Source organism: Trichocoleus sp. FACHB-40 (assembly GCF_014695915.1).
GTDB lineage: Bacteria > Cyanobacteriota > Cyanobacteriia > Cyanobacteriales > FACHB-T130 > Funiculus > Funiculus sociatus.
The window spans coordinates 1-22,840 of sequence record NZ_JACJPF010000043.1 but is presented as its reverse complement, the minus strand read 5'-3'; the positions used below and the strand labels follow the sequence as shown (position 1 = coordinate 22,840).

Genomic DNA, 22,840 nt, shown 5'->3' with positions numbered 1-22,840 from the left:
GTGTGTCTATAAAAATGCGGATAGGCAAAAAGTTAACAAAACAAATCAGAGCCGCTTCCAAAGATGAAAACTTTCTGCATGGGCTGGAAAATATAGAAGGCATAGTTTCCAAGGTTCTTTCAGTTGCTATGATCTTAGTTATCCTAGTGGCAATTTGGAATTTAGGCCTTTCTTTGGTACAAATGCTGATTGGTCAACCAGATGAGCCTTTTACTAAAACATTGTTCAAAATATTCGGATTATTTTTGAACGTTTTAATTGCTCTTGAAATTTTAGAGAATATCACTGCATATCTAAAAAAGCACGTTATTCAAGTTGAGTTAGTTATTGTTACTTCTATAATCGCCGTTGCTCGAAAAATTATTATTCTAGATTTGGAAAAAACATCAGGGGTTGACATAATTGGGTTGGGAATTGCCCTATTATCTCTTTCAATTAGTTATTGGATTATTCGTTACATGAACGCCAAATAGCATACGGAATAAGGCAGGCTGGGGACTGAGGACTGGGAAGAGGAAACAGTTGCATTCGGGAGCATCCCAATGTTTGTAAAAACGCCGGATGACTAACGCCATACGCCTCAACCTACAAAGCTGGAGGATTTTTCGCTTTAAGTGAACTTTATTTCCTAGCCCCCAGTCCCTAGCCCCAGCCCCCACCATAAATCCCTACTTAGTGGGATCTGTTACCTTGACTACTATGTTAAAACTGAAAATAATGTACCTGGCACTGCTGCGAGATTTCTTGGATACCGGCTACAGACAAGGCTAACCGCCGTATCTAAAATTTGAAATTGCTACTGGCATCTGCTTGAGTGCTTTGATGTTTGTTTGGACTGAATGGGATAAAACTATTTATCGGCTGGTACAAGACAACCGCAGTAGGCACCCAACACCCAATACCTAACACCCAATGCGCCTGAGATTTTCTCAAGATATTAAGTCTCTGCTTGAGAGGTTAGCCAATCAGCCGCTAACCCTAGCAGACATTCTGGCAGAAACCTCTGAACGAGGGTTTAGCCTGGTTATCGGCTTACTCACTCTGCCGTTTCTGTTTCCAATGCCGCCTGGATTTACCGTAGTTTTAGGTAGCGGTAGCTTACTTTTAGCGCTACAGATGGCTTTTGGATGGCGTTCTCCTTGGCTACCGAAACGGATTCGTCAGTTCAAATTTCCTCGCTGGTTTATTCTGCAACTGTTGAAAAACCTGCAACGAGTCACAGGTGTGCTAGAAAAATTGACTCGTCCCCGTTTTCGTAGGGTGGCAGAGAATCCCCAAGCGTGGCGATTGAATGGAGTGTGTATTGCTTGGCTGACGGTGTTGTTGATGTCACCCATCCCGTTGACTAATCCGATTCCCGCAGTTGGCATTTTGTTGTTTGTCGTTGCCACTTTGGAAGCTGATGGTTTTTTGATGTGCGTCAGCTATGGGTTAACTGGGGCGATTACTTTGTTCTTTGTATTCATTGCAGGCACGTTTTGGCAAGCGTTTAGTCTGTTTATGCAACAATTTTTTCAGCAGTAGAAAATCCAAATAAATAAATATTGCTTTGTTAAAATGTATTAAGCAATGCTGGCAACAATCGGCTTTAAATGCGCTTATTCATGCAGAATCCTCCCTACACTCCGCCTTGGCTGCTAAGAAATGGTCTATCGATGACTCTCTACACTGCTTTGCAGGCAGGTAAGGAATGGGAAAAGACTACTGTAGACCCGGAACCACCTTATCGAGAAACAGTTTTTACAGGTGCGGGTAACGTGCCAATTTTTGGCTGGGTGGCGATTCCAGAAAAGGCGCACAGTACAATTGTTGGCACTTATGGCATTACGGGCAGTTTGGATAACCAGTGGTTTCTAAGACTGCTGGGACGCAAAGCATTTGCCCAAGGTTATGCAGTGGTACTTTTTGACTGGAGGGCGCACGGCAAAACAGCAGAGTTGTCTCCTACCTTGACTTCTGATGGTTTGTACGAGGGGGAAGATTTTGTCCGTATTGCGGCGACGGCGAAGGGAATGGGTTGTCCGGCACCGTTTTGGTTTACGGGATATTCTTTAGGGGGACAACTGGCACTGTGGGCGGTAAAAGCTGCACAGGAGTTAACTAAGGAAGGTCAGGATTTAGGGTTGCAGGAAGAGGAAATTGGGGGCGCGGCAGTTATTTGTCCGAGTTTGGATTCTAACCGTTCGCTGTCTTATTTAGTGAAAGATCCCTTGGGCAGATATTTAGAACAAGCGATCGCACGAGAATTGAAAAAACTGGCGATTCGGATGTATGATGCTCATCCTGGGGCAATAGACCCCGCAGCAATAGAACGGGCTAATAGTATTTGGGGTTTTGATAACGAACTGGTAATCGGACGCTTGGGCTTTCCCTCGGTGGAGGCCTATTATGACGCTAGCAGTGCATTACACATATTGCCTCACCTACAAAAACCAACTTTGATTTTATATGCTGCCGATGATCCAATGTTCGATCCGTCAATTGTGGCAGATTTGAAGAAGGAAAGCGATCGCAATCCTAACATCCACTTAGTGCTAACTCAATACGGTGGTCATGTCGGCTATATCAGCAGTCGAGAATGTCAGCATCAAGCAAAAGATCCTGATCCTTGGTGGGCGTGGAATCGAATTTTAGAGTTTTTTAAGCTACGGTAAGGTACCAAACCGGGTAGCAAAGTTTGAATTTCGTGTTGGAGACAAAGCACGCGCCTTGAGAATTGCCGCGGTCAAAAAGGCATAGGATAGCACTCCTACGACTGCTAACAGTAAACCGCTGACAGATCCTGTGGCGTTCCAGAGGGCATGGAGTCCAGATGCGGTGAAATAGCCTACTACTAGAATTGTCCAACGCTTACTAGGTTTGAGCGCACTTAATCCAATGAAATACCCAAAATAGCCACTATAAGCCATGTGTCCTGCCACTGAGCCTAAAATACGGGGAATTAGAAGTTGCAATCCTACCAATTCTCCCGCCCCTTCCCCAGCTTGCAGCGTGATGTTTTGAATAATATTGGGAACGTACTGTCCCAGGGTTTCCAACAGGGTGAAGCCGACTGCGGAAGCCGTTCCTAGCAGAATACCATCCAGGGGTTCCCAAACTCCGATGCGATCGCGCCACTTCTTAGAAGGAAGCCTGCGTCCAATTAAATACAATGCCAGGACTGGCAACGCCTTCAGCAATTCTTCCATCAACCCAGCGCCGAAAAACATTCGCACAAGTAAACTGGGAAATTCCCTAAAGCTTACCTGTTCGGCACCCCTAAGTATTGTATCCACGTCCCCAGGCAGGATAACGCGAAAAACATAGATAAATCCTAGTAACAGCGGACTGACGAGAATTAAGGCGGTAGTTGAAGCTGAAAACAGTAGCACCCACCACGGCTTATGTTTGCCGCAAAGTTGGTAGACAAAATAATAAGCCGCCCCAGCCAGATAAGATGCCAGCACCAGATTAAATACTATTGGTGTCCCTACGGCGGCGAACAGCAAGATTACAAATGCGACTGTGAGAATGCCTGGTACCAAGTAAGCTTTTTTAGTTAAATCTCTTCCTGTGGAAAGGATGGGAAATAACTGGGTAAAAGTTACCCCCTCTGGCTGAGGTGGCGGTGGCGTTACTGACGCAATTACTGCCTTGGTCTGAAGTTGCGGCGGCGGCGTTACTGGTGGCGAGGACAGTTGAGTTTTGACGGAGGCAACTTGGTACTCAAACATGAATTCGGCACCGTTTTGCCCTAACATAATGCGATCGCCTGACAGCAATTTTTGCCATCCCTGCAACCGTCTCCCATTTACATAGGTGCCATTGGCACTATTCATGTCGCATATTTCCCACCCTACTGATGCGCCTCCCGACTGCGAGAGAGGACGAATAGTGGCGTGCCGACGGGATACAATACCGTGCTGGCTGGAATCTAAGACAATTTGACAACTTGGTTCGCGCCCTATCGTTACTTCCCGATTTCCAGGTAGCGCGTAAGGCGGCAAAGGCGTAGTAGTGGCACCGCTGGACAGTAGCCGGAGAAACCCATTTGCGTAACTCTGACCAGTCATTTTTTAGAGATTGGGAGAAAGCGTTAGCGATTAGCTTAGCAATTACCGCTGATTATCGAGTAGGGTTGTGGCAAAAATTACAGGGCGACTATTGCGGCTAACGATAAAAAGGTGTGGAGACGCTGGATACAACATCTCCACACCTTTTCATGAGTTTTGGTTTGCATCTCGCACGGCGGCATAGAATAGAAATCCCACTAAGGGAATGCTGGCTGCCAGAATAATTCCCGTAGTCAGACTACCCAGCCGGGGGTCTCCAGAAGCAAGTTCAAAGACGGAACCAACAGCTGCTATCCCTGCTACGCACGAACCAAGCAAAAATACACCACTTTTCGGAGTCATCATGACGGAATACTACCATCCCTTGGGTGCGGGATTGACAGCTTGAGCCGAGAAGCCGTGCTTTTTCAACTCTTCATTCAACACCAAAGCATTCTCTACGCGGTCAACAAACAGCACCCCATTGAGGTGATCCATCTCGTGCTGAATGGCGCGGGAAAGCAGTCCAGTTGCCTTCATACTACGCGGACGGCCCTGTTCGTCTTTGTAAGTGACTTCAACCATTTCCGGGCGCTTCACGTCGATATAAACACCAGGAATAGAAAGACAGCCTTCTTGAAACATACACAAGTCGCGCCCGAATTTCTTGATAGTTGGGTTAATCAACACTAAAGGCTGATTAGCGGCGTTATCCGGTTCGGTGTCAATGACAATCAGCTGTTTATGCACTGCCACTTGAGGGGCTGCCAAACCGATGCCATCTGCGCTGTACATGGTTTGTAGCATTTCTCGCACGAGTTGCCGAATTTCGTTGTCTACCTTGGCAATACGTTTGGCAGGGTGACGCAGGACGCGATCGCCCATATAGTGAATCTCTAAAGGCGGTTTTTCTAACTTTTTCTTTTCGACGGCAACTTCACTCGTCATGGTCATAGTATTGTGACTCGCAAGACAGCTAAATTTTAATTGCGATTTTCTTATATCTTAACAGTTCTCAGTTGTTAGCTCCCTTCCTACGTAACTCCCTTACTCTCGTCACCAACATCTAATTTCATCAACAACGCGCCGAACGCGGTAGCATAAATTTTTCCCCCTCTGCTGCAAATTTACCCCTCACCATCAGCACCGTCTCATCAAATAGGTGGAGAAATGCCCTCATATCTCCCGCATCCAAAAGTTCAGGACTAAAGTATATCGTCACCTCTTCAATGGTTTGGGGTATTCTGTCAATAATTTCTTTCAACGGGCATATCTGCGTTGCGACTATATCAAAAAGGTGAAGTTGGGTATCTTTTATCTCCATGCAAGCGATTAAATCCAAATCTTCTGCATAGTATAAAGGGCGACTTCCTTCGTTGAAGCAAAATACGGCTTTTTCTTTCACAACTCCCACAATATTAGAAACAGGTGTCCGCGTTTCTAACAGTCGGTGTAGCAATTTTAAATCTTTGGCATCATCAAAATTCAGTATTCTAAAACCATCCCTGCTATTCTGGGAATCCCATCTGATTTTAAACACATATTCTTCTAGTTTGAGAAAGCCAAAAGGTGTATAAAATTCCGCATTCGGCGTTGTCAATACCAGCGTTTCATAGCGTTTATCGCAATATTCCAGCACCTCCTCCATCACTTCGCGGTAGTAGCCGCGCCTGCGAAATTCCGTCCGCGTACATACTCCATGTACTCCCCCCACCGTCACCGCTTGTCCCATAATTTGCATAGGAATTTCTAACACTCCTACATGGGTAACAGCTATGTCGTCATGAAAACGAATAAACGGAGTTGAAGCATCTTCCCAGGATGCGCCTAATTTTCTGCCGCATTCTATTAATTCCCCCAATCCAGAAAACACGCCTTCAACCAAGTCAAACAACTTATTACTTAAATTGGAGTCAGCCGAGAATGACCGTTTAAAGCGATACTGATTCATAACTTCACCATAATTATTGCCACCGCTTCAGATACCGGACTTCTTAAAGAAGTCCGGTATCTCGCCTTCACGAATCATTTAGGAATGCATACATACTACAAATACTACAACATATTAGAGTCAATGGGGAGCGGTTCGGGAGAGTAGAATCTAATGCAACTGTAAAATCTACTCTTCAAAGAATCGAACGACCGTGCTATAAACTCTCTGATGATGGCTGTGGTTGAGGAGGAAATTTGTGTTTAAATTCCTAAGTAAACTAGATTACCTACTGCGCGAAACCTTGCGGGGCTTGCGGCGTGGCGGTTGGATGAACTGGGCGGCGGTTAGTACAGTCACCGTGTTGCTATTTCTATTTGGCATGAGTCTCCAAGCATCCTGGCAAATGGAACGCCTGCTGACTCAATTTGGCAGCCAACTGGAAGTATCTGTATATTTAGATCCTGGGGCGCGAGTGGAAATGGTCGCCCCGGCTGTGGAAAAAATCCCAGAAGTGGTTGAGATAAAAACGATTTCTAAAGAGCAAGCTTGGAAATCTCTGGTTAAAGAACTCTTAATTTCCGATATCGACGGTGCTACCCAGCAGCTACAGGGAAATCCTCTCGTAGATGAGCTAAAAGTCAAGGTTCGTAACTCTGAGATAGTGCCAGTTTTAGCCCAAAAGCTGGTAAAAATCCCAGGGGTGGATGGCGTACAGTATATGGATGAAGCTTTGCAACGATTAGGTCAGTTGAATAAAGGTCTGAGCTACGTTAGCCTTACTATCACCATCCTACTTACTTTGACGGCAGTTGCAGTAATTACAACAACAATTCGCCTAATTGTGATGGCACGACGGCGGGAAATTGAGATAATGCAGCTGGTGGGAGCAACTACGGTATGGATTTACCTGCCGTTTATTTTACAGGGAATTACCTTTGGTTTGGTTGGGGCTGCGATCGCTTGGCTTCTCATCAGCACCGTTGGACGTACTTTGAATAACTTGCTTACTTCTCAACCGAATTTTATCCAATTTCTCGTCAACGGTTTGCAACTTAGTCCAATACAAATTTTTATGTTACCTGTGATTCTCCTGTGTCTCGGCGGTTCGGTAGGCTTAATCGGAAGTTTGTTTGCTGTCCGCCGCTTTGCTGTACGATAATCAATCCAAATTCTCAAATTAAATTATGCGATCGCAATGGGAATCTCTACTACAAAATTTAGGGGAATGGCAAGGCTCATTCACCCGACTTTCGCCCCAAGGAGAGCTACTGGAAGACACGCCTACAGTTGTCTCTCTAGAAGGTTTAAACAATAACCAAACCATTCGCCAAATTATCCGCCGCTTGCCACCCGGTCAACAGGCAGAAGAGAAAGTTTTAGAATATAGTTCTCTAGGAAAAAGCGTTTTATTTTTTCAGAATGGGGCATTTTCTCAAGGCTCGATTCAACAAGCTCCTTTCTCGGAATTTGGAGCAGAATTAGGCTTGATTGATGGCACCAGAAGGATGCGTTTGGTGCAGCTATTTAACCGTGAAGGGAAGTTAGATAGAATTACCTTAATTAGGGAAAAATTAGCCGCGACAGACTCTCCAGAACGCCCATCCTTAACTGTTAATGATTTGGTGGGAGAATGGCAGGGAGAAGCGGTAACAATTTATCCAGACAATCAAAATTCTGATACTTATTCTAGCACGCTGAAGGTAGAGCAAAAAGAAAGCGATCGCTTATTTCAGCAATTGACTTTTGGCGACAGAACCATTACTTCTACCGCTAAAATTAACGGTTCCATTCTTCACTTTGACCAAAATACCCAGCCAATTCAAGTATTATTATTACCAGATGGTGCCTCTTCCAACTGTCCCCTACAAGTGAAAGTTGGTCAAGCCTTTTTTCTAGAAGCAGGATGGTTATTGCAACGAGATTTGCGCCTGCGAATGATTCGCAGTTATAACAATAAAGGAGAATGGGTTAGCCTCACCTTAGTTACAGAACGTAAAAGGTGACATGATAAGTTTAAAAACTCACCTTTCCATCACTTGAAACCGTCTGTTCAAACACTAAACCGCCAGCTTCTACCCGCATTTTACCTTGTTTCCAGCCTAGAGAAATAAGGTTATTCTCTTCAGTTACTTTGTATAAATCATAATTTTTAAACCAGTCATACTTGACACCATTGCGAACAATAGTTGGCAACTCATTTTGATAATTATGAGTTATTTTAAGATTATTGCCATTAACTCCTTTTAGCTGTACTGTACCAGATGCTATCTGGCTCACGTTCAACTTACTTTTTTTCTTCACAGATTCTTTAAAACTAGCATAACTGGTTGTAGTTTTATCTCCCACTTCCAGCGTAAATCCAGCATATTGATTATCTTTGGGTGTTGCTTTCAGCATTACTTCATCGTGGTATAGTTCCTCAAGCTTTTTTCCTTTAATAGCAATTTTTGTGTAACTATTTAGGTTTATGGGATGAACAGCCAGCCAAGTCTTTTCAAACTTAAAGAACCAAATTCCATCTTCAATTTCTGATACGGCAGTTTTAGGAATCTGAAAATAAAAGGGTTGGTTTGAGGCTGGGCGTAGCCAAATCAAAAGATTGCGGTATTGTCCTATTTGATCGCCTTTCTTTTTTCCAGGCTTTAGCCTGTCGCTACCAGTATTGGCTACAAAATAATCCACCCCATGCTGAGAATTTTCAGCCATCAATTTGAAAGTTCCAACATCACCATCGCTAAACTCTGCAACAACACTACCCAGTTGATAAGTATTCCCGAAAAATGTTGTTTCCCAATAACCAGGTTTATCTTCACCTCCAGGTTTCCAATTTTCATAAACTGGCTTGGTACTAAGTAATTCAATCGGCTTTTTAAACTGTTTTCTGGCTAATGCCACAACTGCCAATGGAGGACGGTAACTGCTAGTAAATACGTGAATTGAATCGCGTTCAGGTTTAGGATTAGGTAGGGAATTATCCCCGAAATATAGCCATAGCAAACGTGCAGCAGATGAACCGTAAACTACATTACTATTACCATAATCTCGTTTAGATGGCCCCCCGAAACCGCCGTGGTAATACTTCAATGCCCCCGCAGCACAAAGCCAATCTAAAGCTGCTTTACCTAACATTTTTACTTCTGGATCTTTAGCAAAATCGTAAAGATTAAGATAGGCAGCTAAGGTATGACCGTGATAATTTTCCGAATCCCACTCGCCCATGCCAATATGATAAAGCGCCCAAACATACCGCTGAATTCTCTTTTTATATAGCTGTCGCACATCTTCATTTCCAGTTTCCTCCGCCATCAGATAAACGGATGTTTCTCGCATCGCTCTGAGATTATCTGTATTGCGTCCATCCACCCAGCTACCGCGCACCTCTGGCCCCCAACCGTCACCGCCACGGCCTTTCCCATAAATCGGGTGAGGACGACCATTGGGATCTTGCTGCGTCCACTTTTTTGCACCTAAAAACATTCGTTGTTTGTAGGCAGGATCTAGGAATTTACCGAAGAAGAAGTATTTGCGAATTTGTCCTTTGAGAGTGAAAGAATAGTAATAGTCAATCCCTTCGGTGTGGGCGTTATCTTTGGCTTGGTTATCTTCATTTTCAAGAAATGCGATTGCTTTCTCCCGATTTCCATCCAAAAGGTCAAACATGGCATTAGGATAAGACGCTTTTTCATTCTCTCCATAGGTGTTGCCATATTTTTTGCCTGCGTAATACTTAATAACTTCTTTAGCTCGTTGCTGAAATTCTTTTTCGAGTTCAGGTGTCCACTGGTTTTTAAATGCCTTTGCAGGGGGCGGCTCCGCCTGAAGTAAGCTTAAAGTATCTGGACTAGGTGTATTGGCACTGGATACGGGAATAGTGCGATCGCGACAAGCCAATACCAATAGAGCCAGTACGGATGCTGCCGCTGCGTAGCAAAAAATTGTGAACCGTTTCATCAGCAACAAAGACTATTTAGCTGTAATGATTTTGGCATAATTTATCTTTGTGTTGCTGAATATACTCTTATTTTTGATAAGATTTAGCAGTCATAAACGCCCACTGCATTACTGCTGGACGAAACTCGCTAACAGTAATTTGACGGTCTTCTTCATTGAGGAAGCTAATAGCTGCATATGCTTCCGGCTCGCGCTTTGTACTACTTACTAACGTGATATCATGAGTTTCTTTAAAGCGGGACATAATAGTTTCTGAAATGGTTGGGTTTAAAAAGTCGTGTAATTCAACTAACACGTCGCTGTATCTAAGATTAGGTGCCAGATCCGGTTGTAGTAAATCAACTTCACCGCCTTCACAATCCATAAATACTAGCGATTTTTTATCTATTGTCTCATTCAATGCTTTTATATCCATTCTCCAGCAAAAAATATACGGTCAAAAACACCATTAGCTCGTGCCATTTCCTTAGACATTCGCCGAGCAATGGGGTTAATCTCGAAAGCATAAATCTTGGCGGTAGGTATCTTTAAAGCAAATCCAATTGCATAGTAACCTTCGCCACTACCAACATTGATAATATTGTCGTAGTTTGTTTGAATTACAGAGCCTAAAATTTCATGCAATTCTTCTTCGTAACAACCTATAAGCGTTGGTACTAATGCTGCGCCTCCCTTGCGTCCTACATGAACCATGCCAGCAAAAGGGCCACTTTGAACAACCAAACCGTATTTTTGAATGATTAGATTGTTAATGCGTTGGATGTTTTCAGGAAGTTTAAGCTTTTGGTACCCGTGATAAGTGTTGTAGACTTCCGGTAAAGTTCGCCGCACCAACAAACTGATATAGTTGAGAATTTTCATATAATTTAATTTTAAATTAAGCAATTTGGGTATTCGCTTAATATAGCTCCAATTCGGGAAATGCGATCGCATGCTGGGGAAAATGTGCGCGATCGCACGCTTGGGGGAGATACACCAAGGTAGCGCCATCGCTTAATTGAAGCTAAAACGAGTTAATATTTAATGGCAATTACTCGAATTCGTCTGTAATCTGCAAACCAAGTGCCATTTTTATACAGTGTTGGACGCAACTGCTTTTCAATATCAGCAATAATGCTCATTTGTTGGTCAGCAGGAAATGCAGTCAAAATGTTATTTGCAAACATTTTTATCCAATTTTGCATCCCTTGTTCTCCATCATCTAATGGTGTTGGACGGTCAAACAGGGTGGCGAAAGTTAACTCTAAACTATGTTCTTCTAGTAAAGCACCATATTCCCCAATACTGGGAAAATACCAAGGATTGAGAGCTTCCTCGACAGGATAACCAGCAGCTTGAAGGGCATTATAGAGGGCTGTAACGATTGCTTTAACATTTCCCTTCCCACCAAATTCAGCGACAAAACGCCCTTTTGGTTTTAACGCTTGATAAATACCAGACACAACTTTTTCAGGCTCTTTTATCCAATGAAGTGCCGCATTTGAAAATACAGCATCAAACTGTTCGGTAAATTGTAGATTAGTTGCATCTATTACCTCAAACTGTAAACTAGGATAGTTTTTTTGTGCCTGCTCAATCATCGTGGCTGCACTATCAATGCCAACTACTTTAGCGCCAAAAGTTGTAATTTTTTCGGATAAATGACCTGTTCCACAGCCGATATCGAGAATACATTCCCCATATTTGGGAGACAGTATTTCTACCACATCTGATCCTAACTGCGAGACAAAAGAATGTTTACGATCGTAGAGTTCTGCATTCCACTGGTTCTGAAATGTAGTTTGTGAATCTTGCCTACTCATATTGAGACTAGCTGCTGTGCTTATATAGAAATAAATACTCTACCATGCTCTATTCAACTTGCGATCGCACTCTCGCAAATGTGGATGCGATCGCACTCTCGCAAATGTGGATATGATCGCATTTTGGGAAAGATAAATGCGATCGCTATTTTGGCAGATGCGATCGCACTCTGTGTATATTGGAATCAGGACGCGAGAGTTACAGAAGAAAGTCTATGTCTACTTATAACGAGGTACGCCATCAGGTAGAAAACCTCAGTGCTGAAGAACAACTACGGCTGTTAGAAGAATTGGCAGCACTAATTCATCAGCGAGCAATATCAGAGCATCAGACTAGCAGCCAAAAATCGCCAGGGAAAAACTTTGACCGATGGTTTGGATTTTTACCTGAGCGCATTGATTCTCTAGAATTCCAGTTGCAACTCAGATCAGAATGGGATGAGTAGTAAATATCTACTGGATACTAACATTATCATTGGCTTCTTTAAAGGCGAGTTAGCTGTAAAATATATCTTTGACGAAATTGAAAGGAGCGATGCTACAGGATTTTACTGTCCCATTACTTGGGTAGAGTTACTCTGTTACCCTACATTGAGCGACACTGAAGCGTTAGAAATGCGAGAATTTTTGCGGAGTCTCAGATGTGTATCGCTAACTGAATCAGTTTTAGATGGTGCTGCTCAAATCCGTCGTCATTATCGTACTAAATTAGGAGATGCTTTAATAGCAGCTTGCGCCTTGGTTGAGGGTTGTACGTTAGTAACTCGCAATGTTAAAGATTTTCAGCGCATCAATGGATTGATTGTGTTGAATCCATTTGATAGTTAGCGAGCGCTATGTTAGTAGAAGCGATCGCATTTTGGAAAAGAGGATGCGATCGCAGGCTTGGCAAGATGGATGCGATCGCGCTTTGGGAAAGATAAATGCGATCGCTTAAGAGTCTTCTTTATATTCTGATTATTGCTTTGAACTCTTCTAAACTTGGGGTAGGTTTTATTCGGTGAATCATGCGGTGACAGTTAGAGCATAAAACAGTGAAATCTTTTGATGGATCTAGCTGAACTTTAGTTTTTTCTAAACTTGAAATTGGAACAATATGATGAGCCTCTATATAGTTTCTTCCAATTTCTCCGTAGTGAGTTTCAAAATCGAATCTGCAAGCCTTGCATATATATCCATGTATTTCTTTTGCTCTCTTACACAGAGCTTGATTTCTCTCTACTCTTCGATGAATCCTATACTTTGTTAAGTCTTCCAGCCAAACTTCTTCAGAATAGGGATCACTTCCCGGAGCCTCAAAAGGTTGATTTTCAACTAATTCTTCATATATATTAATAAATTTCAATAAATCTTCAAGCATTTTTTGAGATGATGGTAACGCATCTCTGGAATAATAAGTAGCTATAATATTACCTGCTTCATAAGCTTGTCCTAATCGTCTAGCAGTGGTTTCTTTAGGAATTGCCTCAAGCTTAAGATCAATTTTCTCATAAATATTTATATCAATTTTTGTCAAGATCATCCTTCTAAATATCTTGGCTTGATTTCGCAAAACTTCTCTTGAACGTCCGAGTCCGTAAATCTCTTTCTGAGATGCTGTACCTTGAATAAGCGATAGGTAGACACCAGAAAAATCAGCACGAAAAAGGTAGACAACGAAAAATCCAAACCTTACACTTTCTGTGACGAGCTTGTTGAAAATAGCAATCCAAGGAATATTTGCCCATGAACCATTTCCGGGGGATGCTTCGATGCTATAAATATCTGGAAGCTTTAGATAAGTATCTAACGAAACTGGTACATCATTTCTTAGATAACTAGCAAACAAATGTTTTTTAAAATTTTCTTTACTAACGATTGGGTAGTTCGATAAAACTCTCTCAATTATGTTTTCTAGCATTCGCACTAATTCCTCAGCTAGATTTCATTTATGCTAGTTGTTACCAGATTGGTTCAAGATTTAAGACAAATCCGGGGAGAACCTTTTCTCCTGAGAACGTAGTAGGAGATTGCAGCACTTCAACTTCTTGACCTTGGCGATAAATTTCTACTTGCTTGGATTTGCGGTTAATTAACAAACCCAAAATAGTGCCATTGTTTCGGTATTCTTTAATTTTCTCTTGAGCTACTTTCAAAGTATCACTCGGTGAAAGTAACTCAATGACAAAATCAGGACAAAAGGGGATAAATTTCTCTTTTTGCTCAGATGTTAACGTCTCCCAACGTTCCAATTTCAGCCAAGCTGCATCAGGGGAACGATCTGCACCATTAGGGAGTTTAAAACCTGTGGAAGAATCGAAGGCAATACCTAAATTATTCGTATTTGCCCAATTAAATAATTGCTGCGTCAGTCTACCATTTCGATTTCCTGTTTCTCCCCCAGCAGGTGACATAATGATTAATTCCCCTGTAGCCGTGCGTTCAAACCTTAGATTTTCATTTACCTGACAAAGCTGAAAAAATTGCTCATCTGTCAGCTTAATAATGGGGTTAAAGTTGACGGTTAGGGCAGTCATACCAATGCTGGGGTTTATATTTTGGATTATTTAACTCATGTAGAGACGAGATTAATCTCGTCTCTACATGAGTTTCAGTTACCGACTATTCTATTCCTTCAATCCGGTCTTCGACCTCCTGATACAATTCGCGTAGCATTTGCAAGTTGCTTTCGCTGGTTTCCCAGTAACCGCGACCATTTACTTCGAGTAAGGTGGCGACAACTTTTCGGAAAGAGTGAGGATTGAGGTTCATCAACCGCTTCCGCATCTCTTCATCTTGGATAAACGTGGTATTTGTATCCTCGTAAATCCAGTTATCGACAGCGCCAGCTGTTGCAGACCAACCCATCGTATTTACCAAGCGCTTTGAGAGTTCGCGGACACCCTCGTAACCGTGACTTAGCATCCCTTCGTACCACTTGGGATTTAGTAGTTTGGTACGGGCATCTAAGCGAACGGTTTCCGATAGCGTGCGGACTTGGGCGTTGGCGGTGGTGGTGTCAGCAATGTAGGATGCTGGCGTTTTGCCATCGCCGCGCAGACTGGCGACAACCTTAGTGGGGTCAGAGTCGAAGTAGTGGGAAACATCCGTGAGACTAATCTCGGAAGAGTCGAGGTTTTGGAACGTCACTTCAGCGGTTTTCAGGGCCGTTTCAAAAATCTGACGCGACTGTTCCATTGTGCCTGGGCTATCGGAGGTGAAGGCGAAGGATTTGCGGCTGAGGTACATATCTTGTAACTCAGATTCGCTTTCCCAAGTGCTGTTTTCTACTGCCAGGTTGATATTAGAAGAATAAGAACCGGAGGCATTAGAAAAAACGCGAGTCGCCGCTTGGCGCAGGTTGATGCCCATTTCCTCCGCCTGTAGTAAGGCGTGTTTGCGGACAAAGTTCATCGATAGCGGTTCGTCGGCTTCTGCTGCCATCTTCACTGCTTGGTCGAGTAAATTCATCTGGTTGATGAACAAGTCGCGGAAGACACCAGAACAGTTGATTACCACATCAACGCGGGGACGACCGAGTTCAGCCAGGGGAATCAGTTCCAGTTTATTGACTCGTCCTAAAGCATCTGGCACGGGTTTAACGCCGACCATCCACATAATTTGGGCGAGGGATTCCCCGTAGGTTTTGATGTTGTCCGTTCCCCAGAGGACGCAGGCAATGGTTTCGGGATAGGCACCCGTTTCCGCGCGTTGCCGTTCTAGAAGTCGGTCTACAACGACTTTGGCGGATTTGACTGCGGCTGCGGTGGGGATAGATTGGGGGTCGAGGGCGTGGATGTTTTTGCCAGTAGGCAGGACATCCGGGTTGCGGATGGGATCGCCACCTGGCCCCGGAAGGATGTATTCCCCTTCTAAGCCTTTGAGTAATGCACCCAGTTCGTTGTCGGCACAAACTTGCTGGAGGCAGAATTCCAGATATTCAAACAAAGGCTTGATTTGTGCTTCGTCAATTTTGGGATATCCTGCTGCGTGCAATGTTTCAATCCAAGGCTGCTTTCTGCCCATGTTGAAGAAATTCAGCTTGGAAACGAGGGAAACGCGACCATCAGCGTCGGTTTGTTCTTTGACGAGGGCGGAAACTGCGGCACGGGTGGCTAGGGTGATATCCTGCAATAACTGGACATCTTCTAAGACACCTTGATCGTTGTTTTTGTAGATGTCGTCAATGTTGCGTCCGATGCTGTTGGCGATGATGCGGGGAAGACTCAAGATTTCTTCTTCGGCACGGTCGAGAGAGGCGATGTTGACCAGGGTAGCGATCGCTTCCTCTGCACTCGGCGGTTTCCCAACGACGTGCAAGCCACAGGGCAACAGCCGCGATTCAATCTCCATCAGCCTACGATACACCAAACCAATTAAGGTATCCCGTTCCTCGGCGGTCATGTCGTTAGCATCTTTCTCTGGCAAGGAGATATCCTTATCCAGATTCACCAAACGGCACTTGTCTACGATGGTGTTGACAATTTGCACGCCTCGCCCTGTATCTTTGAGAGTTTGGTAGGAGGCGATTAACTCGCTTAATTCCTTCAAACCCTTGTACAATCCCGCATTTTCTGCTGGTGGTGTCAGATAACTAATCGTTTCGGCATAGCTGCGACGCTTGGCAATTGTGGCCTCGCTGGGATTATTCGCCGCATAGTAGTAAAGATTGGGAATAGAACCAATCAGGTTATCTGGGTAACAGTCGCCAGACATTCCCATCTGCTTACCGGGCATGAATTCCAACGATCCGTGCGTGCCGAAGTGCAGCACTGCGTCAGCTTCCCAAATACGTTCCAGATAGGTGTAGTAGGCAGCAAAACCGTGATGGGGGCTGGCAGAACGGGAGAACAGCAACCGCATCGGATCGCCTTCATAGCCAAAAGTAGGCTGAACGCCGATAAAGACATTGCCGAAGTGTTTGCCGTAAATTAGCAAATTCTGCCCGTCGCTATTGAGATGTCCGGGAGGTGCCCCCCAGTTCTCTTCTAGGCGTTGCGAGTAGGGTGTGAGTTCTTCATACTCCGGTACTGACATCCGATAGGCAATGTTAAGCTCAGGACTGGCGTACTGTGCTTGAGCATCGTGGATAACTTCTTGCATCAACGCCATTGCTGAATCTGGCAATTCTGGCAAGTCGTAGCCGTTCTGCTTGAGGGCTTTCATCACCTCGTAAATTGAACCAAATACATCTAGGTAAGCAGCAGTACCGACGTTGCCTTTATCCGGTGGGAAGCTGAAAACGGTGATAGCAATTTTCTTACCAAGTTTTGGCTTGCGGCGCAGGTTAGCCCATTTTAAAGCGCGTTGAGCGATCGCTTCAATTCGGTCTTGGAGTGCGATCGCTTTCCCAGTCGCTCCATCCCTTCCCGATAATATAATCGGTTCAATCGCTCCATCCAGTTCCGGAATCGCAATCTGCAACGCTACTTGAATTGGATGCAGTCCTAAGTCGCTATCTTCCCATTCTTCCGTAGTTTGGAAGACTAAGGGCAAAGCCACCATGTAGGGACGATTCAATTTTTTTAGCGCATCAATGGCTTTTGGGTGATCTTGTCTAGCGGGGCCACCCACGAGAGCAAACCCGGTAAGAGATATCACCGTATCTACTATTGCCTGGGGTGTCTTGGCAGATGGATCGTAGAAATAAGCCTCAATTGGCTTGGCAAAATCTAAACCTCCAGCAAAAACGGGAATTACCCGTGCGCCCATCGCTTCTAGTTCCTGCACCATTGCCACATAATGGGCATCATCGCCTGTGACCAGGTGGGTGCGTTGCAGCACTAAGCCAACACAGGGTGCCAAAGGATCTTTGATATCGTTGGATATATCCCTGCGGCTGCTGTGCCAGTTAAGATACTCCTTGACATCCTCAAACATTTGTGGTGCCAGAGGATGCCAGATGCCCATGTCAGGATAGGTTACTGGTTCCTGAAACTTCAGCTTTTGCTCACCTTTGTAAACGTATTTATCCGCCAGCATCAGCAGGAAGTTCTCCAGGTTTTCCTGAGAACCGCCTAGCCAATATTGGAAGCTAAGCATGAAGTTTCTGGCATCCTGCGCTTTGTCCATTGGCAGGTATTTCAGGACTTTGGGCAGAGTTTGCAGTAGCTTCAGCATCCCATCTTGGAAGCCGCTGCCGGATTTTTCCTTGCGCTTTCGCATGAATTGCGCGATCGCACTCTTCGATTGTCCCAGCTGCGCCATCGAGAAGCTGCCCATCTTGTTCAGGCGCATCACTTGCGGCATTGAGGGAAATACTACGGCAACATCAAGGTTGTCTCGGTGGGGTTCCACCGCCGCTACAACTTTATCGGCTAAGTCTTCTATAAAGATTAACGAAGCGATAAAGATATTCGCCGCAGCGACATCTTGCTTAAAACCCTCGTAGTTCTCAGGATCTCGCAGTTCTTCCAGCAGATATCCGCTGATTTCAACCGCTAAGTCGGGGTGGTTCTTGTTAATTGAGCGAACCGCTCCTGAGATGGCACTCTGGTACTGTGGCTCTAGCACGACATAGACCACCTTGAGTAGCGATCGCCCCCTCAGGTTGTCCGGGGAAATGTGGCGAATGGTGGACTTGACGTGAGTGAACATTCGCTTAGGCTCCAATGATACAGTGTTCTCTTCTTCAGGAATGCTCGATCTTTTAGCTCTAGGGCAGGATAGGCAATACTCCCCTCCCAGTCGCAAAATCGTTAATTGCTAAAAGTAGGCACATCAGCATTTTTAGCAGAAGATGCTTACACTGTGGGACTTTTGGCTCTCTATTGACACAATTTGATAAAAAAAAAGCCAACTTTATTTACATTAGTTTATATAAATGCGAGTATTTGCTCCATCATGGTAAAATAAATCTACATATATCTAAAATCATTCCTGCTTTCTCCGGGCAAAGTCACTCTTATTGGGTGTTTTTACCCTGGAAAGAATAGGTTTATAAATATGAAGCTGAAAAATTTAAAATTAATATAAATAGCCCTTAAGCATTTTGATAGTTTAATGTTTTGCTTAGGATGTAAATATAAATATAAAAAACAGCTATTGTATCGGATTTATAGATATTTGATGTTCTTAGTTTATTAAGCTCAAAAAAGCAATAATTATAGTTTAAAATTGAAAATATAATTAAAGGGTTGGCTTTGATATTTAACTCATCAGCAGGAAAGCAATCGGTGCAACCCGTTGATATTTTGATTCTCTCAAATGGGCCTGGGGAGTTGGCAACCTGGGTGCGTCCAGTTGTGCGACGTTTAAGAGAACAGTTGGGAGACGACCGAGAAAAGGTGCGGATTTCTGTTGTGTTGTCGCCTTGTACTCATGCTACCGGAAAAGAACCAGCGATCGCACTCTCATATCCAGAAGTAGACCGCGTACAGGGAGCAGATCATTTTTTAAAGTTTTTGCTTTGGGGAAAGACTGCCGAAAATTGGGAATGGCGAGATCGCGGTGTAGTAGTCTTTTTAGGAGGCGATCAATTTTTTGCCGTAGCGATTGGCAAACGCTTAAATTATCGTACCGTTGTCTATGCGGAATGGGAAGCACGTTGGCAGGGGTGGATTGACAAGTTTGGTGCGATGAAACCAGAGATTATCGCCAAAGTACCTCAAAAATATGCCGATAAATTTACCGTTGTTGGGGATTTAATGGCAGACGTATCTCAAGAAGGCAAAGAAGACTCTTATACTGCCTCATTTTTACTCAGTCCGGAACTTATCGGATTACTTCCGGGATCGAAAGCGGCTAAACTAGCTCAAGGTGTGCCTTTGTGTTTAGCGATCGCAGAAAACATCCACAAGCAACGTCCCCAAACTCAGTTTGTAATTCCTGTTGCTCCTACTTTAGATTTGTCAACTTTATCTAGATTTGCTGACAAACAGCAAAATCCAGTAATTGAACTGGTGAAAGGTTCTTCAGCGAAGCTTATCGTACCGGAACGGCCAGAGTTGCCGTATTTCAAGACAGAGGCTGGATTGAGGGTGCAATTGTGGACGCGATCGCCTGCTTACGAATTATTATCCCAATGTTCACTATGTTTTACCACCGTGGGAGCCAACACTGCTGAACTCGGTGCCTTAGCAGTACCAATGATCGTCTTACTGCCAACTCAACAACTTGATGCCATGCGAAGCTGGGATGGTTTGCCTGGGTTACTCGCCAACTTGCCAGTATTAGGTTCCAGTTTTGCCAAAGCGATCAACTGGATAATAATGAAACAAGTCATGAAACAAGGACGTTTATATGCTTGGCCTAATCTCTGGGCGAAATCGCAGGTAGTGCCAGAATTGGTCGGCAGACTGCAAGCAACAGAGGTGGCAGCACTCGCTTTAGATTATCTTAACCATCCGGAAAAATTACAACAAATGCGCGATCGCCTCAAAAGTCTTCGCGGTCAACCTGGGGCTGCGGAAAAACTAGCAACTTTAGTTTGTCAAGAGCTAGGAGTTATAGGTTAATAACGGCTCCCTATTTTAAGAAGATTTCCCATCTCTTCGACCTAGTTCATAAACCCCACAACTCATACAAGCTAGTATTCCCATACTAATTGCCCAGCTGCGTCCTAAACCAATTTCTACACCGTAATTGCAGGCAGCACCAACAATTAAAAAAGGTACAATGCTGAAAATGGAAGCATAAAAAGCGTTTTGTGATTCTCTACCCTTACGAGTTCTTTCAAATTCCTCATTAGAAGTGTATAGCGATCGCTCAGCAAAGTTAAACCAGCGATTCAGTTGTTCTGCAACCCATTCACTGGCTGGAGAGAAACCTAGATATAAAGCTAACGACCATAAAGAGGCACCAGCGATCGCAGTCGCATCGAGAGCGAATCTAAAAGGTAAAATTTCAGTCAGCATGAGTTTTAAAGCATTATATTTTTCACTTTTAGGAATTTTAACAAAATTAAAGAATCTCGCGAAATAGCTAATACCCCTCTACTGGGAGGCTTGACAGAGCTGCAATCTAGAGTAAAATACACCACGATCTTTGATTTTTTTTGGCAAAATACACCGTTGTGTGTAACTTATTTAAGCAGTCGAGGAGCGAATTAATGCAGCAAGCGCCAACGCCACCAAATCTCCAAAACCGCTTTCTGCGTCCCATATTTCTTCTACTTTTTCTAGGGCTGAGTTTAATCGGGTTAATGCCAGCAGTAGAACTTCAGGAGGAGAAAGTTGAGGCGAGGGAAATTAGAACAAATTCACTATTAACTCGCAGTAGTTGGCAAGGTGCATCTTTCCCCGTCGAAAATTTTAAAGGCTACACTTCTGGCTTTGGCTACCGCCGTTCTCCCACTGACGCTTCTGGCTGGGAATTTCATCGCGGTTTAGACATTGCTGGGCCAGAAGGCAGCTACATCCGCAATTGGTGGGCAGGTTACGTCGTGGAAGTCTCAGACCATACCGCCTGCGGCACCTTAATTAAGATCCAATCTGGGCAATGGCAGCACGTCTACTGTCACCTGAAAGGAAGTGTAGGAACTGCCAATGGCAACCGTTATGTAATTGATCGTGGCGGCGGCATCATAATTTGGCAAGGTCAACAGCTCCCCGCAGGGGCGCGGATTGGTCGTATAGGTATGACTGGGCGTACCACTGGCCCCCACCTGCATTGGGGCTTAAAGTACGCTAATAACTATGTAGATCCTGCCCAGGTTCTCCGAGCTATGTACTCTCAACAACCAGGCACCACTCAGCAATTTGCTCAGGGTTTCTCTCAGCCATCTACAGGACAGCCGTCTTGGGGTAGCTCTCAAGGGCGACGCACCATAGATTAGTTAAGCGGCTCTCACGTGGATGCGGTACTACAGTTTTGGCGTGTCCCTAACCCTATCCTCAGAGGAGAGGGAAAAGGAAAAATCTTTTCACGGGAGAGGCTTTAAAATTAGCCCCTTCCCTTGAAGGAAAGGGAAGGGGTTGGCTGTGTATTAGACTCAACTGCGAAAGAGAAATAGATTAAAAGAGAACTTTTTTTCTACACGCTCTCTTTTAAGGGAGTGGAGGGAAGCACTAGCTCTTTCTTAGGCTTTTGGATGTATTCATCAACAATCTGACGGAAGCGATCGCCTTCGATGGTTTCGTGGTCTAACAGCAGATCCACGAGCATATCTATCAAGGCACGGTTTTCCAGAATTATCCGGCAAGCTTCTTTGTAGCAATGGTCAACAATTGAACGGACGTGACCATCAATCCGAGCAGCAATCTCCTCCGAATACTCGCTGCGGTTCCCCCAATCTCGACCTAAAAATACTTCCCCATTCGGGCTTTCTAGTGCCACAGGCCCAAGCTCGGACATTCCAAACCGTGTCACCATCTGTCGCGCTCGTTCTGTCACCTTCTCCAGGTCGTTACCGGCTCCAGTAGTTACTTCATCGTTGCCAAAGATGATTTCCTCTGCTGCTCTCCCGCCTAAGGTAGCAGTAATGCTGGAGAGAATTTGAGATTTGGAATCCAAACCTATCTCCTCGGCAGGAGTAAACCAAGTTAGGCCCAAAGCTTGTCCGCGAGGCAGTATGGTGACTTTCTCTAAGGGGTTGTGGTGGGGACTCAGGGTGCCGACGATCGCGTGACCAACCTCATGATAAGCAATCAGGCGCTTCTTCCTGCCGTCTACCAAGGGGGTTCGTTCCATGCCAGCTACCACCCGGTCTATGGCATCGTTGATTTCTAACTCTGAAACGGCATCTTTCCGGCGACGAGCTGTTAGAATTGCGGCTTCGTTGAGCAGGTTGGCTAAGTCAGCACCTGTGAAACCAGGGGTACGACGAGCGATCGCTTCTAAGGATACTTCCGGAGCGATTTTTTTGTTACGCGCGTGTACATCCAAAATTTCCCGTCGTCCTTTCAGATCCGGGTAGTCTACTATTACTTGGCGGTCAAAGCGTCCCGGACGCAGTAATGCCGAATCTAGTACATCGGGACGGTTGGTGGCAGCAATAATAATAATCCCAGTGTTGCCTTCAAAGCCGTCCATTTCGGTCAGCAACTGGTTAAGGGTTTGTTCCCTCTCGTCGTTACCGCCGCCGATACCTGTGCCACGTTGCCGTCCTACAGCGTCAATTTCATCGATGAAGATCAGACAAGGAGCGTTTTCCTTGGCTTTTTTAAACAAGTCGCGGACGCGGGATGCACCAACGCCGACAAACA

23 protein-coding genes are annotated in these 22,840 nt (G+C 44.5%); 10 read left to right on the top strand and 13 right to left on the bottom strand.

Translation table 11 applies throughout. From position 1 onward, the window contains the following. The first annotated feature begins 14 nt into the window (after positions 1–14). The 3 genes from H6F63_RS07600 (at position 15) to H6F63_RS07590 (ending at position 2,654) form a co-directional block, all read left to right on the top strand. Complete coding sequence (locus H6F63_RS07600; protein ID WP_190636263.1) at positions 15–473, top strand: phosphate-starvation-inducible PsiE family protein; 459 nt, start codon at positions 15–17, stop codon at positions 471–473. Between the two features lie 439 nt (positions 474–912). Next, positions 913–1,524 (top strand): exopolysaccharide biosynthesis protein, encoded by a 612-nt coding sequence (locus H6F63_RS07595; RefSeq protein ID WP_190636261.1) that lies wholly within the window; start codon positions 913–915, stop codon positions 1,522–1,524. An 80-nt stretch (positions 1,525–1,604) separates the two neighbouring features. After that, the gene (locus H6F63_RS07590) at positions 1,605–2,654 is read left to right on the top strand and encodes an alpha/beta fold hydrolase (RefSeq protein ID WP_190636259.1); all 1,050 of its coding nucleotides are present in this window, start codon (positions 1,605–1,607) and stop codon (positions 2,652–2,654) included. On the opposite strand, the gene H6F63_RS07585 is transcribed toward H6F63_RS07590, so the two are convergent. From H6F63_RS07585 to H6F63_RS07570, 4 genes are all read right to left on the bottom strand, one after another. After that, complete coding sequence (locus tag H6F63_RS07585; protein WP_190636257.1) at positions 2,646–4,052, bottom strand: PrsW family glutamic-type intramembrane protease; 1,407 nt, start codon at positions 4,050–4,052, stop codon at positions 2,646–2,648. The two genes, H6F63_RS07590 and H6F63_RS07585, sit on opposite strands and share 9 nt — an antisense overlap. A gap of 147 nt (positions 4,053–4,199) precedes the next feature. Then, on the bottom strand, positions 4,200–4,394 hold the full coding sequence (locus H6F63_RS07580; protein WP_190425861.1) for a hypothetical protein: 195 nt from the start codon (positions 4,392–4,394) through the stop codon (positions 4,200–4,202). Between the two features lie 12 nt (positions 4,395–4,406). Next, positions 4,407–4,979 carry a peptide deformylase gene (def, locus tag H6F63_RS07575; RefSeq protein ID WP_190636325.1) on the bottom strand — a complete coding sequence of 191 codons (573 nt, stop codon included), beginning with the start codon at positions 4,977–4,979 and terminating at the stop codon, positions 4,407–4,409. 127 nt (positions 4,980–5,106) lie between these two features. Further along, positions 5,107–5,982 (bottom strand): GNAT family N-acetyltransferase, encoded by an 876-nt coding sequence (locus tag H6F63_RS07570; RefSeq protein ID WP_190636255.1) that lies wholly within the window; start codon positions 5,980–5,982, stop codon positions 5,107–5,109. A 238-nt stretch (positions 5,983–6,220) separates the two neighbouring features. On the opposite strand from H6F63_RS07570, the gene H6F63_RS07565 reads away from it, so the two are divergent. Continuing rightward, positions 6,221–7,123, top strand: a complete 903-nt coding sequence (locus H6F63_RS07565) for a permease-like cell division protein FtsX (protein ID WP_190636252.1) — start codon at positions 6,221–6,223, stop codon at positions 7,121–7,123. A gap of 25 nt (positions 7,124–7,148) precedes the next feature. Next, positions 7,149–7,967: a DUF3598 family protein gene (locus H6F63_RS07560; protein ID WP_190636249.1), complete on the top strand. Its 819-nt coding sequence runs from the start codon at positions 7,149–7,151 to the stop codon at positions 7,965–7,967. 10 nt (positions 7,968–7,977) lie between these two features. Here the strand turns inward: H6F63_RS07560 and H6F63_RS07555 are convergent, their stop codons facing one another. From H6F63_RS07555 to H6F63_RS07540, 4 genes are all read right to left on the bottom strand, one after another. Then, entirely contained in the window at positions 7,978–9,915 is a 1,938-nt protein-coding gene (locus H6F63_RS07555; protein WP_190636247.1) for a hypothetical protein, read from the bottom strand. A gap of 67 nt (positions 9,916–9,982) precedes the next feature. Then, positions 9,983–10,330 carry a hypothetical protein gene (locus H6F63_RS07550; protein WP_190636246.1) on the bottom strand — a complete coding sequence of 116 codons (348 nt, stop codon included), beginning with the start codon at positions 10,328–10,330 and terminating at the stop codon, positions 9,983–9,985. Continuing rightward, on the bottom strand, positions 10,321–10,905 hold the full coding sequence (locus H6F63_RS07545; protein WP_190636244.1) for a hypothetical protein: 585 nt from the start codon (positions 10,903–10,905) through the stop codon (positions 10,321–10,323). Before H6F63_RS07545 ends, H6F63_RS07550 begins: the two co-directional genes overlap by 10 nt. 23 nt (positions 10,906–10,928) lie before the next feature. Further along, the gene (locus tag H6F63_RS07540) at positions 10,929–11,717 is read right to left on the bottom strand and encodes a class I SAM-dependent methyltransferase (protein ID WP_190636242.1); all 789 of its coding nucleotides are present in this window, start codon (positions 11,715–11,717) and stop codon (positions 10,929–10,931) included. Between H6F63_RS07540 and H6F63_RS07535 the strand changes: the two genes are divergently transcribed. The 3 genes from H6F63_RS07535 to H6F63_RS07525 are packed head-to-tail and all read left to right on the top strand — an operon-like array spanning position 11,706 to position 12,545. Continuing rightward, the gene (locus H6F63_RS07535) at positions 11,706–11,966 is read left to right on the top strand and encodes a hypothetical protein (protein ID WP_190636240.1); all 261 of its coding nucleotides are present in this window, start codon (positions 11,706–11,708) and stop codon (positions 11,964–11,966) included. The two genes, H6F63_RS07540 and H6F63_RS07535, sit on opposite strands and share 12 nt — an antisense overlap. Beyond that, positions 11,933–12,163 carry a hypothetical protein gene (locus tag H6F63_RS07530; protein ID WP_190425855.1) on the top strand — a complete coding sequence of 77 codons (231 nt, stop codon included), beginning with the start codon at positions 11,933–11,935 and terminating at the stop codon, positions 12,161–12,163. The genes H6F63_RS07535 and H6F63_RS07530 overlap by 34 nt, the downstream gene beginning before the upstream one ends. Beyond that, positions 12,156–12,545 (top strand): type II toxin-antitoxin system VapC family toxin, encoded by a 390-nt coding sequence (locus tag H6F63_RS07525; protein WP_190636238.1) that lies wholly within the window; start codon positions 12,156–12,158, stop codon positions 12,543–12,545. Before H6F63_RS07530 ends, H6F63_RS07525 begins: the two co-directional genes overlap by 8 nt. Before the next feature lie 118 nt (positions 12,546–12,663). On the opposite strand, the gene H6F63_RS07520 is transcribed toward H6F63_RS07525, so the two are convergent. The 3 genes from H6F63_RS07520 to H6F63_RS07510 all read right to left on the bottom strand — a co-directional run bounded on the left by H6F63_RS07520 (position 12,664) and on the right by H6F63_RS07510 (position 18,293). Beyond that, on the bottom strand, positions 12,664–13,617 hold the full coding sequence (locus H6F63_RS07520; protein ID WP_190636236.1) for a DUF3578 domain-containing protein: 954 nt from the start codon (positions 13,615–13,617) through the stop codon (positions 12,664–12,666). Positions 13,618–13,657: 40 nt separating this feature from the next. Next, positions 13,658–14,233, bottom strand: a complete 576-nt coding sequence (locus tag H6F63_RS07515) for a Uma2 family endonuclease (RefSeq protein ID WP_190636234.1) — start codon at positions 14,231–14,233, stop codon at positions 13,658–13,660. Positions 14,234–14,318: 85 nt separating this feature from the next. Then, positions 14,319–18,293 carry a magnesium chelatase subunit H gene (locus H6F63_RS07510; RefSeq protein WP_190636232.1) on the bottom strand — a complete coding sequence of 1,325 codons (3,975 nt, stop codon included), beginning with the start codon at positions 18,291–18,293 and terminating at the stop codon, positions 14,319–14,321. Between the two features lie 578 nt (positions 18,294–18,871). Between H6F63_RS07510 and H6F63_RS07505 the strand changes: the two genes are divergently transcribed. Continuing rightward, a complete protein-coding gene (locus H6F63_RS07505; protein WP_190636324.1) occupies positions 18,872–20,152 on the top strand; it encodes a lipid-A-disaccharide synthase in 1,281 nt (426 codons plus the stop codon). 15 nt (positions 20,153–20,167) lie between these two features. Here H6F63_RS07505 and H6F63_RS07500 read toward each other — a convergent pair whose 3' ends face one another. After that, positions 20,168–20,551: a hypothetical protein gene (locus H6F63_RS07500; protein ID WP_190425789.1), complete on the bottom strand. Its 384-nt coding sequence runs from the start codon at positions 20,549–20,551 to the stop codon at positions 20,168–20,170. Positions 20,552–20,745: 194 nt separating this feature from the next. On the opposite strand from H6F63_RS07500, the gene H6F63_RS07495 reads away from it, so the two are divergent. Next, positions 20,746–21,471, top strand: a complete 726-nt coding sequence (locus H6F63_RS07495; RefSeq protein WP_190636230.1) for a M23 family metallopeptidase — start codon at positions 20,746–20,748, stop codon at positions 21,469–21,471. A gap of 197 nt (positions 21,472–21,668) precedes the next feature. Here H6F63_RS07495 and H6F63_RS07490 read toward each other — a convergent pair. Next, on the bottom strand, positions 21,669–22,840 hold a 1,172-nt coding region (locus H6F63_RS07490), incomplete at its 5' end, for an AAA family ATPase (protein WP_190636228.1).